The organism is Lysinibacillus sp. FSL W7-1291, from assembly GCF_038593415.1.
Lineage (GTDB): Bacteria > Bacillota > Bacilli > Bacillales_A > Planococcaceae > Lysinibacillus > Lysinibacillus fusiformis_D.
On record NZ_CP151994.1, the window covers coordinates 1,934,447 to 1,951,809 of the forward strand.

Sequence of the window (17,363 nt, forward strand, 5' to 3'; positions counted from 1 at the left end):
AAAAGGAGTGGTTATTATGCATACAAGAAGAGTGTATCTTTATGTATTTAATACGATGTCAGACTGGGAAATAAGCTATTTAATTGCTGAACTGAATTCAGGAAGGTATTTTAAAAAAGGATTAGCGGCTTTTGAGGTAATTACGGTAGGTATTGATAGAAGCCCTGTTACTACGATGGGAGGAATTACAATACTTCCTACTATTTCCATTGATGAATGTCAATTGAATAGTACGGATGTCTTAATTCTTCCAGGAGGCAATACATGGCTTAAGTCTATACATGATCCTCTATTGAAGAAAGTATCCATAGCGTTGAACGAAGAAATTATCATAGCTGCAATATGTGGCGCAACTATGGGTCTCGCAAAGATTGGTTTGCTAGATTCAAGAAAACATACAAGCAACGATTTAGAATACTTGAAAATGTTTTGTCCACATTATATAGGGGATAAACATTTTGAGGAAGGCCCTGCTACAACGGATGGAAATTTAGTTACGGCATCAGGTACAGCCCCACTGGAATTTGCTGTTCATGTTTTGAGGCTACTTGACGTGTTTAGACCAGAAACATTACAGGCGTGGTTGAATCTTTATCAAACGCATGAAAAAAAATACTATTTTGAATTAATGTCTTCTATTGAATAATTAAGGTCTCAGTGGAGCATGTGTAACAACATGCTCCTAAATTTATTCTTATATAAAGAGGTACACTATCGCATTTTCTTTTCCAACAAAATGCCTCGTACGATGCCACCAATAAAGAGGATGCCTAACACTAAAAGAAATAGGTAGGCATGCCACTGCTGTAAAATACGCTCGTGACCTAGTGCCACTGTCAGGTCATTGAAAAGGGAATAAGTAAAATATAATAATATACTATTTTTTATGAGACAAAACGTCATAATGCCATTTTGTCGCTGTCTATGGGACAGGGGTGCTTTATTTTTGCGCATGACAGGGTAGGCAGCTTTCATTTCTAAATAATGTAAAAGTAAAAATAGCATAAGTGCGATAAAGGGTAAATAAAAGATCGCAATTTTCGGTCCAAACTGGGCTTGCTCATTCGTAAAGCTTTGTAAGACAGGAATCATTGCAGGGAGCTTTGAATATTGGATTAGAGTGGCGGTGATGCCAGCTCCAAAAATAGTGGCCGCTATAACAGTCAGCTGGTGACAAAAGCGCGGTGTGGGTGTTTTTTGTTGTGTATGCATCCTTGCCCCTCATTTCTCATCATTCAAAATGTTAATCTGTTATACTGTAACATAGAATGATTGCTTTTTGTGTTAGAGAAAGAAGGATACTATGGAATACTTGTTGTTTTTACTAATTGGCATCATTGGGAATGTCGTGGGCACATTAGTGGGTGGTGGCGGCTTAATTACCTTGCCTACCATGATGCTTATGGGCGTGCCCGTCCATTCGGCTATTGGCGCGAATAAAGTGTCCAATATGGTGAGTGCCTTTTCCAGTTTTTATACGATTTATAAACGAAAAGAATTAGCCTGGACAGAAATGCGTGCTGTCCTACTTGTATCCTTGATTGGAGGCACACTTGGTGGACTTTTCGCTTCGTTCATGAGCAGTCAAACATTGACGTTCATTGCCATTATGTTACTAGGCTTTGCACTCATCATGTCCTTTATGGGTGGAGCTGATTTTGGTGACAATGAATGCTTTACAATGAATCGAAAAAACGGTCCAATCCTTCTTGGGGTTGGTTTTTATGATGGTATGTTTGGCCCTGGCAGTAGCACATTAGCTCTCTATACATATGCACATGAGAAGATTTCCTATATCAAAGCAGTAGGGCTCTCACGGGTGGGGGTATTTGCCATGTGCTCAGGAGCGGCGATTACGTATATTGCGACGGGAAAAATTGAATGGCCATTAACACTTATTTTGATGATTGGCTCAACGATTGGTGCACAAATTGGGCTCGTGCTTGCGAGAAAAGTGAAAGCGAACCAAGTGAAGCTATTATTGCGGATCGTAACGATTGTGCTGATTGTACAGCTTCTTTATGATTTTATCCATCAGCTTTAGGAGGCGATTGTCCTGTTTGAAATAACACCATACCCAACCTTTTCGTGGTCACTCTCGCGTCATAAAACATTGACAAGCTGCGCTCGCAAATATGGCTATGAATATTATTTTTCACATAACGGCTGGCTCAGCTATAATGTAGAGCCTTACCATCAACAGGTGTATCGCTTAAAAAAGCTACAATCGATGCCTATTTTATTTGGGCAAATTGTCCACCGATATATTGAACAGGCCATTAATGATTATCTACAGACAGGGAAAGCTTCTACACTGGAGGAGCTGATGCAAGGGGCACGTGGACAGCTTAATGCAGCCTTTATTGATTCTACACGCCATGTGGAGTTTTGGAGGCAAAAGCCGAATAAATACTATATGATGCAGGAAATTTATTATTACGGCACACTTTCTTCTGAGCTTGTGCAGGACTATAAAGAACGTTTACAGCTTGTGTTTGACCATTTTTTGATGAGCGAAACATTCCAGCAAATCACGGCACAAAAGGGCGCTCTCCGTATTGGGGAACCAGAGCAATTCCGCTCGATGAAAATAGACGGCATCCAAGTATTCGTCGTCATGGACTTTCATTATTATGATGAACGAGCAGATAAATGGATTATTGTTGACTGGAAAACGGGCGGGGAGTCTGATGATGACCGCCAGCAATTAGCGCTCTACGCCTACTATGTTCAGCAAAAATACCGTGTATCCTTGGAGCAAATCGAGGTCTATAACGAATATTTATTAACGGGAAAACGGAAGAAATATAGGTTTACTGCCTACGATATGGAGAATATTTTGCATACATTTCAACGCAGTGTCTTAGCAATGAAAAAATACCAAGCCGATATTTTTTCTAACGAGCCTGTGGACTTGGAAGATTTCGAACAAACACAAGAAAAATGGCATTGTCGAGGTTGTAATTTTAGAGAGTTGTGTGGGACAAGGTGAGAAAGTAAAAGAAGCGAGTGCTAAAATAGCCACTCGCTTCTTTATTATGTCATTTAGGGATGACAATCCAGTACTTCTTCAAGAGACCTTTGTAGTGGTTTTCCTAATAAAATAGAGAAAAATGAGCTGAATGAGCATAACAACTAGAAACACGATGCCCAAAATAATGAATGACACCATTTTAATGGCAGGAGTTTGCACCATCCCAGCAGCATCAACATTTCTTACCCCAATAAATACTGCGAGGGCAGAAAAAATCAATAACCATACAATATTTATAGCCCACCATATAATTTTCGTAAACAAAATGAACATCCTCTTCCTATTTATAATTTCCTTTTATGGTTTTATTATATTGTTTTTGTTTGTTTTTGGAAACACACTTTAGACGGTGTTACCTCTCCGCCTTGAGACGGATTGACTTATTACTCTTCGGTTGGTGTGTAGAAGGTAAAACAATTTTGCCATTTGTCTAGAGCTAAAAAGGCTTTATTCCTTATTTAGGGTATATATGGTAAATTTGGTATATGTAAATATTTAGGTATAAAAGGGGGAGAGAGTATGTTACATAAGAAATCATCTAACCATCACTTAATGGGTATAGCACTGGTAACAAGTGAGGAGACTTCGCAATGCCCAAACAATTTCAAAACACTTTCTGGAGAGGGGGGAGAAAATGATTAATAATAAAAGGGCGCTTATTCGTTCAATCGTAATTTTAGGTATATGTATGTGTCTTTTTTTCCATATCCTTCTAATGAAGTGATGCATGCCCAATCTTCCTTTATGTCGTTTCCTATACAAACACAAGATGGCTATGTGTTGCTCGGCATCATTGGCTCGATTTTATTTATATTTGCGATGATTTTACTAGCTAGGAGCATAAACAAATATCACCTTACAACAATTGTTTCCGTAGTGTTACTCTATTCATTTTTACCCCATTTTCTCATAATGGCGTATCAAGAAACCTTAGCTACTGGTATTATGGCCATTTCATACAAAGGGGATGGCAACTGTGATTTTGAGATGGTGAGCAAAGATTTAATGAATGGGGATTGTACCCTTATCTTACATAATCGAAGCAATGAAGCTGTGTCATTTGATTTAGTATTTTTAGATAGCCATTTCTCGAAAGAAGACGTGCGTATACCATCACTTATGAATATAGCAGGTCCATATCATGTGACAATCGAGGCCAATCGTGAAAAATTGATTCATCTGAAGAAATTACTCGATTTATCAAAAGTTCCCCATCCTATTTATGGTGGAGGTTCGTCCAATGTGCAGGTTAAATTATTGGATGGAAACAATGAAAGAACTTTATAAATAGTCAAGGAGGGGGAAAAGTATGAGTAAATTATCATGGTTTTACTATGCTACCAGCTTAATCATAACGGCTATCATTTTTAGTCTTATACATATTTTCACTGAACCAATTGTGATAGGAAGCTCCAATGGTATAAGTAATGGTAATCCAGGACTCTTTCCCTTAGTATTTTTCACACCGTTCTTCATTGTTTCCATTATGGGTACATATAAACTTGCCAATAGACTGGCTCTAAAAACGATGAAGACGATGCCATTTTACAGCATGATAGTGCTATCCTTTCTGTTTCCAAGTATTGTCTATTCATGGATTTTGAAAAAAGCACAAGAGCTAAGAGTGTTCGTGTTTGAACATAATCAGTTAGTTACGGAAATAGCTGAAATTCCATTGTTGAACACTTATTCCAATTCTATCTTTTTTACTGGATGGACCTTCCTTGCGCTACATTTTACAGTCATTTGGATCGCTTATGTATTAGCATTTCTAAAGCATAAAGGTTAAACAGTTAGCCACTCCAAACAGTTGCAACCTTAGCTGAACCAGATAGGATGGGTTGTGGATATTAATGCTTCTACATTACAGTTTACTCGTTATCATCACTACTCTAGCACTCTGTGTGGGAACACAATTTCCTAGTATAAAATTGATTCGTTCAACATATACAAATAGTAGAGAACGTATTCCTTTTGACATAATAGAGGAGGATGTAGATGAGTAAACAAATGTCTATGTTTGAGCTTTTGGGAACACCAAAGACCGTAGATGAAGCTATCAAAAGTGTGGAAAAGAAAAATGTAGTCGTACCTCGTAAGGTGGGCTATATTGTGCAGCGATAAAACATGCCGTGTAACAGTAAATTAAAACGCTGTATTTGCTTTTATGAGTTACTTGTATTAAATTATAATAAGCTATTCATAGATTTTTAGAGAGGAGGCAAAATGTGATGGAAACTGTTTTCAGAAGAACTGCCGTTGAAGTAAAGACATTTTTACAATTAGATGATTACTGTTCAAAGGGACCAGTCTGTGATTTTTTAGAAAAACACCATATAGAACTCAGTAACCGGAAGCTTTTTGCCTTTGTATGTCATTCGTGAAATACGTATTTTAAAAACGATACAAAGTAATGCTTAGACGCCGGTTTTATGGCGTCTTTTTTGTTGTGATAAAACTTAGAGAGGGTGAGCAAATTGCTGAAAAAACTAAGGCAATTAAGGGATGTTTCAGTGTTCCAAGCGCTTCTAATTTAGCAAAACAATTAGAAGCGAGGAATTTTAACTATGAAAAAACAACCCATTTTTACTACATCATTTCTTTTTCTATTTATAAGTAATTTTTTCATTTTTATAGGATTTGAAATGTTACTGCCTATCTTACCGGCCTATTTATTAAGTATAAACGCCACTCCTATGCAAGTAGGTTTGGTAACGACGGTATTTACACTAGGCGCCATTATAATAAGACCTTTTATAGGTTATTATTTAATCGATCATAAGCGAAAACATCTAGCTATTGGGGCGGGCATCATGTTGCTGATGATTACCATGTTATATCCTTTTCTTAGCACGATTTGGATTTTTTTATTGTTACGGTTTTTCCATGGAACAGCGTGGGGGATTTCTACTACAGCCAATAGTACAATGGCTGTAGATATCATTCCTAAAGCTAGATTAGGAGAAGGAATGGGTTATTTCTCGGTTTCAACAACAGTCGGAGCTATTGTTGCACCAAGTTTAGGTATCCTTATATATAATTCCTTTTCCTTTCATACGCTGATTTGGTCATCTGCATTACTCTGTTTATTTGCGGTTATAATGCTTCCATTTATTCATTCAGCTACACCTAAACAATTTGACAAGCAGCCATTTCGATTTATGGAAGCGATTTTTGAAAAAGATGTATGGTTTCAGTCTTTATTGACTGTAGTGACGACGCTTGGTTTTGGAGCCGTCATTACATTCTTAGTCCTTTTCGGAGAGCAAAAGGGATTAGATCATATTTTTCTATTCTTTTTTATCAACGCAATTGTTTCCACTTTATTACGTCCATTTACAGGAAAATGGTTTGATAAAAATGGACCATGGTCTATTATCATTGTGTCAGCAACACTTGGTTTCTTATCACTAATTGTGTTGTCCTATACAACAAATAATCACACTCTTATTTTGGCAGCCATTTTATTCGGTGCAGGTTATGGGACCGTTATGCCATGTTTACAAACATGGACTGTTCAAAAAGTAAGTGAAGCCAAAAGCGGTGCAGCCAATGCTACTTTTCTTTCAAGCTTTGATGTTGGTGTTGGCGTTAGTGCATTTTTCTTAGGGATTTTAGCAGAATGGATGAGTATAGCAATGATTTTCCGTCTTGTTAGCTTAAGCTTTCTTTTTGTTGTCCTGTTAGTATACTGCGATTACATTACCAATAAGAAAATGAACCAGTAATATAATAATAGGGACCAGTCTCAAATGTCTGGTCCTTTTACTATGATTCATTTCCTAATGATAAAAATAAAGGAAGAAAGCAGGGAATTCTTATTAAAAAACAGAAACTAGCTAAATGCCATAATTTATAAGAAACGGTGAAGGAGGCGCATGTTATGCAAATGGCGAACGGGATAGCAATGCTGGAACTCCATTATCAGGGCTTTGTGATTCATCCTACATTGGTGTGGGACCAGGACATGGCGGTGTTGATTGACACCGGTTTTCCTGGGCAAATGGAAGAGCTGCATGAGGCGATAGTACAGGTGGGTGTGTCGTTAAATCAGCTCAAAGCGATTATCTTAACGCATCAGGATGTGGATCATATCGGCTGTCTACCTGATTTATTACAAGTGTGTGGGCCACATGTTCAAGTATATGCACATGCTCTCGACAAGCCCTATATTCAAGGAGAGCTGCCGCTAGTAAAAGATGGACATTTAGAGAACCCTCCGAAGGGTAAGGTGGATGTGGTGCTGAGTGATGGTGAAGAACTACCATTTTGTGGCGGGATTCGTGTTATTCATACACCAGGGCATACACCAGGTCATATTAGCCTGTATTTAACACAGAGTAAAACATTGGTGGCGGGTGACGCGATGTATAGTGTAGACGGTCATATTGCGGGCGTTCATGAACCAACTGCATTGGACGTAGAAGAAGCTCGTCAGTCTTTACAGAAATGCCTAGATATCGACCTTGAAGCGGTGATTTGTTATCACGGAGGCATCAGTAAGGGAGCAGTCCTTGAACAAATGAAAAAAATATTGTCATGATAAAAAGACCACGCCAAGAGGTCCTGCACCCCTAAAGTTAGAGTCAAAAATCTAAACTTTAGGGGTGTTTTTATATGGCGAAATACAGCGAAGAATTCAAAATACATGTGGTTAATGAATACATGAAAGGCCCTTTAGGTTATAAATTATTAGCGAAAAAACATGACATACCAAATCATTCGCAAATAAAGCGGTGGGTACGTGCCTTCAAAGAATTTGGAGAAGTTGGATTACGTAGAAAAGTAACAAAAAAGGCTTATTCTGTTCAATTCAAGCTCGATGTATTACACTTTATGAAACAAACAGGTGCTTCTTATCAAGATACAGCGATTGAATTTAACATGAATAATCCAGGCTTAATAGCGAACTGGAACAGTAAATTTTTGAAGGAAGGTATAGAAGGCCTGCAAGAAAAAGCGAAGGGACGGCCACCTATGTCTACTAATCCTAAAAATAAACCTGTCAAACAACCAAACACATTGTCTCGTGAAGAACAGCTAGAACGTGAAAATGAGCTTCTCCGATTAGAGATTGCGTACTTAAAAAAGTTAGACGCTTTCGAGGCGAATCCGGATGCCTTCCTCGAAAAGCACAAGCAGCGTTGGCATTCGAACTCAAAGAAGAAGGGTTCCGATTGAAAGATGTATTGAAAATCATTGAGATCCCAGAAGCAACGTATCATTACCATATTCAACAGTTAAAAAATGAAGATCCCAATCAAGAATGGAAAACGTTGATTTCAGCGCTATTTGAGAAGCATGAAGGTAGATATGGTTATCGCCGAATCCATGCAGAATTAAAAGCGCAAGGATACGTCATCAATCACAAAAAAGTACAGCGAATCATGAAGGAATTGGACTTAAAGTGTGTAAAATTCGTTCGTAAATCTCGTTATAAATCGTACAAGGGCAAGGTGGGTAAAGTCGCAAATAATCGATTAAACCGCCGTTTCAATACGCCAAACACTTTACAAAAACTGGTGACAGACGTAACAGAATTCAAGTGTACAGAAGATGAAAAACTTTATTTAAGTCCAATTATGGATCTCTATAATGGCGAAATTATTGGGTTTAGTATGTCTAAACGCCCAACATTGGATTTCGTATTAGAATCGCTACATCAAGTTCTACCAATTATTCAGAACCAAGCTACATATCGTGCAACAATTCATTCGGATCAAGGCTGGCATTATCAACATAATTCATGGGTGAAAACATTACGGCAAAACAAGGTTTTCCAAAGCATGTCTCGCAAAGCGACATGTGCAGATAATGCGGCGATGGAAAACTTCTTTGGCATACTTAAACAAGAGATGTATTACGGTGAAGTATTAATCCCGTTTGAAGAATTGAAGGAAAAAATCGAACGATATATCGACTACTATAACAATGAACGTATTAAACAAAAATTGGCTGGCATGAGTCCAGTAAAATACCGAACTCTAGCCAGCCAATTAGCTGCATAATAAAAACTCTAACTTTAAGGGGTCACTACCTGATGGGTGGTCTCTTCCATTATTCGGCGATGGTCTCTTCAAATGTTTTACGGCCAGGGCTTACTTTATTAATATGAATATCGATTTTACGGATGGAATCCTTCGTTAATGGAATTTTGCCATCCTTTTCTAGTTTCTTCCATGCCTTTACATTATCGCGGTAGAGGTATTCTGATAAGCGAAAGACATCCGCATCCATTTTCAAGCCTTCCTCGAAGGTAGCCATAATTTCATCTTTGACTGCTTTTTCTACTTTTTTTCTTACTTGATCGGGTGTCAGCTTCCCTTTAAAGCCATTTAAAATTGTGTTGAATTTTAAATACACCTCAAATTGGACTTGATTGTTTTGGACGATTGGTTTGACATCGACATCTAACTTTTGAATATCGACAGTTAAGAAATCACTTTTCTCGTTATTTTCCAATTTTACAGTGATTTCCCCTTGCTTTGTTTCATCGTTCATCCATTCAATACCGCGAGCGGCTTTACCTTTAATATAGCCTTTAAAACTATCCTTTGAGAGGATACCGACACCTGCAAAAACGGTTTCTGTTTTGGTACCATCTATGGTTTCCCAGTTTTCATTGACAGTTACGTAAGGGATTTTCATTTCATGGTTTGGCTCATTTAAGCCAATCACTAGCTGTCGCAAATTAACAGGCTCTACAAAGGACTCCTGCTTAGCCGTATTTTTAGGATTACTTAATTTCGCGGCAGTCGGTGACTTCTCTAATAAAGGGGAAACTAATAAAACATCCTCGATGGGGTCTTGTGTGCAGTAGACCCAAATATGATATCTAGTTTCACGAAAGCGTAAAAAAGTATCGATTACAGCAATGGCATGCTCATCCTTCATCGCATTCTCTGAGAAAAGAAGATAGGTCATATGCCCCCAAAATACTTCTTGGTCCATGGAACGATATAATTTATAAATCGCTTCTTCTATTGTTTTTCCCTTCGCTTGACCAATTTCTGTAGGTGAGGCTTGAGGGTTAGATTGTTCTGTTTTCGCTACGTTGGCAAAGTTGATAATTTGTAAGTACACAGTATATTCATTATCCTTATAATCAACCCCAACACCTTGCACATAATACATTCGTTGAGGCTCTGTAACATCCCAGCAGCCTGACATGAGTAGTGTAGTCGTAAGCATTAAAATAACAATCGCAATATTTTTTTGACTCATATGTCTCCCTACTTTTTCTAGTTCATGTATAGTAGTTTGGACAAGAACACATGGTATTATAAGTACAGATTATGTAGGAATGACAAAAGAAAGTGCTATCCCCAGTCAATGTGACATGGTGACAGCACTTGTTGTTTTAGTGGAAATATTTTTCGACACGTTGAATGACGTCATTTGCTGATAGGCCATCCGCATCAATGACAGGGCCTGCCATGACAGGATCACTAATGCCCATCACGTCTCTGTCCTGACCTGTAATGATACAAGCATCACATTTTTTAGCATCCTCTTCATTGCGAAGCTGGATGACCTCATAGCCTTTTGCTTTTAAAGCATCCTCGATATTAGATAATGATTGTTCCACACCAATAATTCTAGACATTTTTTTGTCCACCTCCTATAAATAATGTGCCATTTCAGCTTGTTCATTATTCATATTATTTTTTAGAGAAGATGGATGATGTCTATGCATTTGTCCGTAATAGTGGTTGTGTGCTACATCTAAACGAACCACCAAAGCTTCGGGAGATGTTAAAATCAATGTATTCTACTGTGACACCTCTTTGTACTAATTGCTCGCCAATCCATGTAAATTCTTTATCTGTAATGTAAACCTCTTCATTGATAGGGAGACCGTTTGTTGCAAGTCGTGAGGCATCTTCTAGGGAAACATGAATTTTATCCCAATCCTTTAGCTGTTCGGGGATTCCCTCTAAGAAAGCATCCTCGCAGACAATCATCAGACCATCCCTTACCAAACTAAGTGCACAGTCTAGATGGAGAATCGTTGGATGAAGTGGAACCTCGACCACTGTAAAATCAAAATGACTGGCTAAATTACGCAGCCACTGCACGCCATTTTTATTGGAGGCTAGCCCTGAATTTCCTATGAAAATCGTTTTATCTAGCACTAACACATCGCCACCCTCTAAAAATGGGCCAGCCTCAGAATCCAGCCCGTCTGCGATATCAGGCTTTGGAATGGACACATAGAAACATTGGTTATCGTTTGCTTCCTGAGCTAAAATGTTACGCACTGGCAAGATTTCGTTCCGTCTATGAGGAAATCGAAGGGAGCCTTCAATTAAAAAATGACCGATAGTGAAAAAGGGATCACGAACAAAGAAATTGCTATAGCCATCCTCTTGTCCTAGCTCTTTTTCATAATCTGTTAAAAGTCGTGGCACCTGTACTTCCACACCATATTTTTCAAGTACCTTTTTAAAATTTGCTCGTTCTAATCCCCATTGCTGCTGTCTTTCTGGAAAGACCTCTTTGAAGTTTTTACCGAGCGTATCAACGCCTGCATAAAGGGCTAGCGTTTCTTCTGTTAAAAATTCGTCATCTGTTGGATTGCCTGTAGCGGGAAAAGCAAACTCTGATTGAGCCATGACAACTCTTTTTAACGGAGCAAACTCACTTTTTACAAAAATATTCGTCATAGTACGACCTCCTGTTATATCATTTAGAGAAAATAGTGAAATTTTTTCCTGCGTTGTTCCATATCGTAAGGGATATAGTTACTACATAGTCAAGAAAGGTTGTAGGGTGGTGAAAAGATGGGCATTGCAGAAGTGTTGACCATTGTCTTTGTCGTTTTAAAGCTAACAGATGTGATTGCTTGGTCGTGGTGGGTCGTTTTATTACCAGCCATACTCTCATTCAGTTTGTATGTCATTGTGGTAGTAATAAAGCTTATGACGGTCCTTATTGCGGTAATCGCTGTTAAAAGGCGGGAAAAAAGAGTGGATCAATAAAACAAGGAGAAAATCGAACAAATTCGAAGATCACCTTATTCGTTGAAGTAGCTTGATTTCATAGTCAAAAATTATTGTACAGCGTTCCTCTGGATTCGCTAAAGAAAAAATGATAGAAGCATCTGTATGAGGGAATGAACTTCTTTTTCATCACGAGGTTATCTAATATCGAGATCAGTTGCGCTGTTTCCGCTGGATCAGTATAATACAATTTTTCCCTCGTATCTGAAATTAATACAGTATTGACTTCAGATATAGCATCATACTAGTGGTCTACGATAAAATGATAGTAAATAGTAATCGGAAAATAACCAAGTCCATCTTCTTTTAAGAATCGCGGTCGCCTCCCAGTTCTTGCGCCAATATAAATTAATTTTGGGAGTGGGGGAATGATGTTGTCAAAAATTTCAAAGTGGTAAGATCAGCCCGCCTAGGGCCAACCTTACCACTTCACTATTTGCTTAATTCATAGGTTTTCACAGCTGGAGCAACAAAGCTTTCACATTTATCTAAAAGCGTTGCAGCGTCTTCAGCGACAATTAATGCTTCACGATTTTGAGCTTTTAAAAATTGTTCATTTTGCATATGGTCAAAAAATGAGATTAATAAATCAAAATAGCCTTCCATATTGAAAATCGCACAAGGCTTTTGAAGCAGCCCTATTTGATTCCAAGTAAACACTTCGAAAAATTCCTCTAAAGTACCAGGACCACCAGGAAGGGCAATAAAGCCATCAGCTAGCTCCATCATTTTACTTTTCCGTTCATGCATCGTGTTCACAACAATCAGCTCGGTTAAGTGCTGATGAGCAATTTCACGTTCTTCTAATAATGTAGGAATGACCCCTATAACCTTGCCACCTTCTTGTAGCACGGTATTCGCTACTGTAGCCATGATGCCAACTGAAGCACCACCATAAATAAGGGTAATTTGTCTTTTAGCTAATTCTTTTCCTAGTAGAATCGCACCTTCACGATAAGCATCAGAAGCGCCAAGACTTGATCCGCAAAATACAGCAACACTGTTCATAGTAGATTTCCTCCATAACTGATTAAATTCTTCTTGTACCGAAAGCAGTGTAAACGCCCGTTGAACTTAGGGAATAGCGTAAAAACGCCACGCCTTTAGTAATGACAGTCTCATGCTGTTCCCAAAGCTTCCCATGGGTAGCATAGATTTTAACAAGGGCTTTGGCTAAGGCACAAATAATAGTATAATTTATTTTGAAGAGGAAGGAAATGGAGGAAAAGGAATTGGAACTAAATGAATTTCAACGCTGGGTAAAGGATTATTATGAAGCACGAGGCTGGTCAGAGCTCAATATTTTTACACGTATTGGCTTCTTGGCAGAAGAAACTGGTGAGGTAGCGAGAGCCATTCGAGCGATCGAGATTGGTAGAGATCGACCAGATGAAAAAACACAATCCTATGAGGAACATAAACAAGAGCTTATTGAAGAGCTAGGGGATGTACTAGGCAATCTTATTGTCATTGCCAATCAATATGATATTCCATTAGAAGAAATATTTGCGGCTCATCAAGACAAGCTAGTAAAACGCTATCAGGACTAGGAGGAACTCGATGGAATATCAAGTTGAGGTTTTACATAAACAGCATGAAGCGTTTACGAATTTTTTAAGTGAAAAAATTCGCGCCTATAATAATGAACATTCCTCTTATCATCGTGCAAGTAGACAGCAGGGGGCAATCCAACCATTGCAATTGATAGTCACAGATTTACAGCAGCAATGGGTAGGTGGTATAACGGCTGAAGTCTACTGGGGATGGGTGGAAATACATAAGTTTTGGTTTAGTGAAGAGTATCGTGGAAAAGGAATTGGCACAAAGCTCCTAGCCAAGGCAGAGTTAGTAGCAAAGGAAATGGGTGCTACAAAAGCTCTGCTGACAACCTACGAGTTTCAAGCTCGCACATTTTATGAGGCACAAGGCTATCAAGTGGTAGGAGAAATTAAAGATTATCCACCAGGGAGTAGTTATTATACGATGGTGAAAAATCTAGTGTAAGAGCGGTCAATGGCGATAGAAGCCGGCTTTAATTGACATCTCCTAAATAAATCGCTGTTTGTTGACCTTGGATAAAGTGCTGTAGAGGGCGGATGAATGCTTTAGGATAAAATCTATAAGTGTGTAGCTCTTCTATAGGTATCCACTGTGTGCCGATTTGATGTTGATCTGGATTGGTTGGCTGACAAACTTGCCCATTGAATTGACATTGAAAATAATATTCTACCTGGTGGACATTTGCGTCAAAGGCGGCATGCTCATGATTTTTTCCAATATATTCTCGGATAAAAAGAAGCTCTCCAATCTGAACAGAGGAGCCGATTTCTTCGAGGCATTCTCTTTGCAGTGTTTTAGGGAATGTCTCACCATGCTCTTGTCCACCACCTGGGCAAAGATAAAAATAGCCCTCGTCATCTTGATTTTTTATTAGCAATATATTGCCATCAACGATAATGATGGCTTTTACAGAATTTCTAATCATAGGTATCTCCTTTGGATAGTTATTTTTCGTGGTCATGACTAAAATGCTTCATGAATGTCTACCTTAGTAAAAAGGGGAGATCAAGCGTGTATTCAATGTCCAATTTTAAACTACTTGTCGAAAAACAGGCTGAAATCGATACGATTTATCAGCGTTGTGATGATTTAATTGAGAAGACTGTTACACCGCAATTAGATGAAAAAGTAGAGCAGTTTTTAAAGATGGTCGAACAACATTTAACAAAGCAGGGCTTTAAGGTTACGAATACATCCACAGGTGTAATTGCCAATTATCAAGAAGCCGTCATTAATGTAGATAAACATTCCAAGCATTTGGAAGAATGCTTTTTTATCAATTTAAATAGCTATGCTGAGGATCAAGTATCCATTGTTTTGAACATCTCACCCACGATGCTACCGAAAATATCTAATCAACTCGATGGCTACACGGATATTATCGAGCAAATGACCGATAAGCTAAAGCAAGCCAAAAGTTTAGAAAAAGCCTGTACGAATCCAACATTTCTTTATAAAACGCAAAGCAATAAGGTTTTTCATTCGGCACAGGAAGTATTGGATTATTATTTTCAATAATGTCGTCAATAGGAGAAGCCACCTTAATTATTTAAGGTGGCTCATTTTTATGCTGACGATAAGATGCCCGCTTTCATCGATTATCGTATAAATTTTCTCCCACAAAGCCACATCGTCAGGGATAGACCTAAGAAATAGAGTGGCATTGTTAATAAAGAACCGTTGTGTAGCAAACTCATACCCGTTGTGATGGCACTGACTAATAGGTAATAGCCGAGACTAAAAATCGCGCCTGCTGTCCCAATAACATCCTGAAAGTCTACTAGTGCAAGACTTAGGCAATTAGGAAGTGCCATGCCAGAGCCGAGCAGTAGGACGAAAACGGTCAGCAAGATGCCGATTTCTACGAGTATTGCATGCAGTGGCATCAAACAAACGATAGTCAACAGCACAGCACCCAAAAGCATCACCAGACAGCCGAGGTGAATGATTTTTTGCGGTGGATGGTTGATGACCAGTCGTTTTGAAATCATGGCCCCTATGATAGAAGCCAATGCCACAATGATACCAAGAAAACCGTATAGGCCTGGTGACATTTCAAAATGACCAATGAAGATAAAGGGTGCTTCGGCATAGTAGCTAAATAGTACACCATTGATGCCCCCAATCAGTAGTCCATAGACAAGAACGGTTGGCGAAGCAACAATGCGTTTGACGACAGGCCAAATCGCTATTCGTTGTCTTGCGGCTGGATCTGTTGTTTCAGGAAGTCTGTAATAAGCATACATGAACAACAAGATACTCATCACCACAAGGACAAAAAACACGGCTCGAAAGCCAAGTGCTTGATCGACCCAGCCACCAATCAACGGCCCTACCGCAGGGGTAAAGGCAATGACAGCTGAAATTTGTGCGAACATAGCATGTCGCTGGCTACCTGCTACGCTTTCACGCAAAATGGTCTGTGTAATAATGGAGCCAGTGGCAGCCCCAAACGCTTGAATAAATCGACTTGCAATTAGAAAGGGAATCGACTCTGCGTAAACACAGAGCAAGCTCCCTATACCGTAAAAAAGGAGACCGGCTAACATGGCAGGTCGACGGCCAATGAAATCAGAAATCCATCCCCAGCAAAAAACACCTAATGCAAAGCCAATAAAATAGATGCTTAAAGTTAATTGGACAGAACTATTGGATACACCAAGTGCAGCGGCAATATCTGGTAGAGATGGTGTGTATATCGTTTCACTAATTTGTGGAAATGCCACAAGAACAATCATTAATAATAAAGATGGTACTGCCTGTTTTTTCAACATATTGCCCTCCTACAAGCAAAATCTACTTTGTTCGTTACAAGTAGATAGCGTAGCTAGGGAAACGGCGGGACCATTATAAGTATACGTTCATAGGATGTCATGTTGAAAATCACCTTTATCTATACTCAGCAAAAATGGTATACCGAAAAATACGGAAGCTGAGCTGTAATGGATATGCATGTAGTAGGAGTGCATAGTCTGATTACTATTATAAGCTATTTTATAATACCTTTATAGTAATAATTGCTAATCTTATCAATTTTTAAGAGATAGAGCTAGTGTCAAAAAGGATTTTGAAGGTGGATTAGAGAAATGGTAATGGGTGGTAGAGGAGGAGAAGGGAATGTTTCCAGTTTTAGAAACGGCAAGACTTAGGTTAAGAGAGCTAACTTTAGAGGATGTACCAGCCATTTTCCGCTGCTTTTCGAATGAGGCTGTAACACGCTATTATGGGCAGGAACCCTTTGTCGATACACAGCAGGCTATTAAGCAGTTTGCTAAAAACTTTGAACAAAAAAGAGGGATTCGTTGGGGCATTGAACGCAAAGATTCGAATGAAGTCATTGGTACGATTGGCTTCCATTTATGGTCGGCTGCGCATCATCGAGCAGAAATTGGCTATGAAATTCATCCCGATTACTGGCGACAAGGTTATATAAAAGAAGCCGTGCAAAAAGTGATAGCCTATGGCTTTCAGGACATGAACCTGAATCGCATTGGAGCTGTTGTCTTTTTAGAAAATGAAGCTTCCAGTCAACTATTGATGAAGCTAGGGTTCCAACAAGAAGGCATCCTAAGAGACTATATGTATCAAAATGGGCAAGCCTATGATACATTCATTTATTCTTTATTAAAAAAGGAAGAATAGTGACAATTTTTATTTTAAAAGAATGATATTTAGTGAAAAAAGGATGATAAATAATGATTTAGGCTGAGTTTCGATGCTGCTTTTTTCGGCTATAGTACTAATATGAACAACAATTCATTTGTTCG

General features: G+C 38.7%; 23 protein-coding genes. 15 read left to right on the forward strand and 8 right to left on the reverse strand.

Annotation, left to right across the window (positions count from 1 at the left end; genetic code table 11):
• The first annotated feature begins 16 nt into the window (after positions 1-16).
• A complete protein-coding gene (locus NST76_RS09295) occupies positions 17-646 on the forward strand; it encodes a type 1 glutamine amidotransferase family protein (protein WP_342545059.1) in 630 nt (209 codons plus the stop codon).
• 65 nt (positions 647-711) lie between these two features.
• Here the strand turns inward: NST76_RS09295 and NST76_RS09300 are convergent, their stop codons facing one another.
• Positions 712-1,212, reverse strand: coding sequence for a DUF1648 domain-containing protein (locus NST76_RS09300; protein ID WP_342545060.1), 501 nt, complete (start codon positions 1,210-1,212; stop codon positions 712-714).
• Between the two features lie 91 nt (positions 1,213-1,303).
• Here NST76_RS09300 and NST76_RS09305 point away from each other — a divergent pair, with 91 nt between their 5' ends.
• Together NST76_RS09305 and NST76_RS09310 are read left to right on the forward strand one after the other, a co-directional pair.
• Complete coding sequence (locus NST76_RS09305; protein WP_058844977.1) at positions 1,304-2,044, forward strand: sulfite exporter TauE/SafE family protein; 741 nt, start codon at positions 1,304-1,306, stop codon at positions 2,042-2,044.
• Between the two features lie 21 nt (positions 2,045-2,065).
• Complete coding sequence (locus NST76_RS09310; protein ID WP_342535765.1) at positions 2,066-2,992, forward strand: PD-(D/E)XK nuclease family protein; 927 nt, start codon at positions 2,066-2,068, stop codon at positions 2,990-2,992.
• Positions 2,993-3,070: 78 nt separating this feature from the next.
• Here NST76_RS09310 and NST76_RS09315 read toward each other — a convergent pair whose 3' ends face one another.
• The gene (locus NST76_RS09315) at positions 3,071-3,298 is read right to left on the reverse strand and encodes a DUF3923 family protein (protein WP_089932368.1); all 228 of its coding nucleotides are present in this window, start codon (positions 3,296-3,298) and stop codon (positions 3,071-3,073) included.
• A gap of 426 nt (positions 3,299-3,724) precedes the next feature.
• Between NST76_RS09315 and NST76_RS09320 the strand changes: the two genes are divergently transcribed.
• The 7 genes from NST76_RS09320 to NST76_RS09350 all read left to right on the forward strand — a co-directional run bounded on the left by NST76_RS09320 (position 3,725) and on the right by NST76_RS09350 (position 9,042).
• Complete coding sequence (locus NST76_RS09320; protein WP_342545062.1) at positions 3,725-4,321, forward strand: hypothetical protein; 597 nt, start codon at positions 3,725-3,727, stop codon at positions 4,319-4,321.
• A 22-nt stretch (positions 4,322-4,343) separates the two neighbouring features.
• Positions 4,344-4,823: a hypothetical protein gene (locus NST76_RS09325; RefSeq protein ID WP_340808826.1), complete on the forward strand. Its 480-nt coding sequence runs from the start codon at positions 4,344-4,346 to the stop codon at positions 4,821-4,823.
• 209 nt (positions 4,824-5,032) lie between these two features.
• Entirely contained in the window at positions 5,033-5,158 is a 126-nt protein-coding gene (locus NST76_RS09330; RefSeq protein ID WP_255358833.1) for a hypothetical protein, read from the forward strand.
• Positions 5,159-5,601: 443 nt separating this feature from the next.
• Entirely contained in the window at positions 5,602-6,762 is a 1,161-nt protein-coding gene (locus NST76_RS09335) for an MFS transporter (protein WP_340808827.1), read from the forward strand.
• A 155-nt stretch (positions 6,763-6,917) separates the two neighbouring features.
• Positions 6,918-7,577 carry an MBL fold metallo-hydrolase gene (locus NST76_RS09340; protein WP_342545064.1) on the forward strand — a complete coding sequence of 220 codons (660 nt, stop codon included), beginning with the start codon at positions 6,918-6,920 and terminating at the stop codon, positions 7,575-7,577.
• Positions 7,578-7,651: 74 nt separating this feature from the next.
• Positions 7,652-8,215, forward strand: a complete 564-nt coding sequence (locus NST76_RS09345; protein ID WP_340834099.1) for a helix-turn-helix domain-containing protein — start codon at positions 7,652-7,654, stop codon at positions 8,213-8,215.
• Positions 8,101-9,042 carry an IS3 family transposase gene (locus NST76_RS09350; protein ID WP_340812710.1) on the forward strand — a complete coding sequence of 314 codons (942 nt, stop codon included), beginning with the start codon at positions 8,101-8,103 and terminating at the stop codon, positions 9,040-9,042. The genes NST76_RS09345 and NST76_RS09350 overlap by 115 nt, the downstream gene beginning before the upstream one ends.
• Positions 9,043-9,091: 49 nt before the next feature.
• Here the strand turns inward: NST76_RS09350 and NST76_RS09355 are convergent, their stop codons facing one another.
• The 3 genes from NST76_RS09355 to NST76_RS09365 all read right to left on the reverse strand — a co-directional run bounded on the left by NST76_RS09355 (position 9,092) and on the right by NST76_RS09365 (position 11,700).
• The gene (locus NST76_RS09355; RefSeq protein ID WP_330493913.1) at positions 9,092-10,258 is read right to left on the reverse strand and encodes a Ger(x)C family spore germination protein; all 1,167 of its coding nucleotides are present in this window, start codon (positions 10,256-10,258) and stop codon (positions 9,092-9,094) included.
• A gap of 136 nt (positions 10,259-10,394) precedes the next feature.
• A complete protein-coding gene (locus NST76_RS09360) occupies positions 10,395-10,640 on the reverse strand; it encodes a YkuS family protein (RefSeq protein WP_036127519.1) in 246 nt (81 codons plus the stop codon).
• Between the two features lie 82 nt (positions 10,641-10,722).
• Positions 10,723-11,700: an arginine deiminase family protein gene (locus NST76_RS09365; protein ID WP_342545066.1), complete on the reverse strand. Its 978-nt coding sequence runs from the start codon at positions 11,698-11,700 to the stop codon at positions 10,723-10,725.
• 117 nt (positions 11,701-11,817) lie between these two features.
• Here NST76_RS09365 and NST76_RS09370 point away from each other — a divergent pair, with 117 nt between their 5' ends.
• Complete coding sequence (locus tag NST76_RS09370) at positions 11,818-12,015, forward strand: Fragile-X-F protein (protein WP_036127503.1); 198 nt, start codon at positions 11,818-11,820, stop codon at positions 12,013-12,015.
• A 453-nt stretch (positions 12,016-12,468) separates the two neighbouring features.
• Here NST76_RS09370 and NST76_RS09375 read toward each other — a convergent pair whose 3' ends face one another.
• Complete coding sequence (locus NST76_RS09375; protein WP_058844982.1) at positions 12,469-13,044, reverse strand: TIGR00730 family Rossman fold protein; 576 nt, start codon at positions 13,042-13,044, stop codon at positions 12,469-12,471.
• A 224-nt stretch (positions 13,045-13,268) separates the two neighbouring features.
• On the opposite strand from NST76_RS09375, the gene NST76_RS09380 reads away from it, so the two are divergent.
• Complete coding sequence (locus tag NST76_RS09380) at positions 13,269-13,586, forward strand: MazG-like family protein (protein WP_036127510.1); 318 nt, start codon at positions 13,269-13,271, stop codon at positions 13,584-13,586.
• Between the two features lie 10 nt (positions 13,587-13,596).
• Entirely contained in the window at positions 13,597-14,040 is a 444-nt protein-coding gene (locus NST76_RS09385; protein ID WP_082673767.1) for a GNAT family N-acetyltransferase, read from the forward strand.
• Positions 14,041-14,068: 28 nt separating this feature from the next.
• Here the strand turns inward: NST76_RS09385 and NST76_RS09390 are convergent, their stop codons facing one another.
• Entirely contained in the window at positions 14,069-14,521 is a 453-nt protein-coding gene (locus NST76_RS09390; protein WP_036127498.1) for an NUDIX domain-containing protein, read from the reverse strand.
• Between the two features lie 95 nt (positions 14,522-14,616).
• Here NST76_RS09390 and NST76_RS09395 point away from each other — a divergent pair, with 95 nt between their 5' ends.
• A complete protein-coding gene (locus NST76_RS09395; RefSeq protein ID WP_230593953.1) occupies positions 14,617-15,114 on the forward strand; it encodes a hypothetical protein in 498 nt (165 codons plus the stop codon).
• 80 nt (positions 15,115-15,194) lie between these two features.
• Here NST76_RS09395 and NST76_RS09400 read toward each other — a convergent pair whose 3' ends face one another.
• Positions 15,195-16,367: a multidrug effflux MFS transporter gene (locus NST76_RS09400; protein ID WP_058844992.1), complete on the reverse strand. Its 1,173-nt coding sequence runs from the start codon at positions 16,365-16,367 to the stop codon at positions 15,195-15,197.
• 346 nt (positions 16,368-16,713) lie between these two features.
• On the opposite strand from NST76_RS09400, the gene NST76_RS09405 reads away from it, so the two are divergent.
• Positions 16,714-17,238, forward strand: coding sequence for a GNAT family protein (locus tag NST76_RS09405; RefSeq protein ID WP_342545070.1), 525 nt, complete (start codon positions 16,714-16,716; stop codon positions 17,236-17,238).
• The last annotated feature ends 125 nt before the right edge of the window (positions 17,239-17,363 follow it).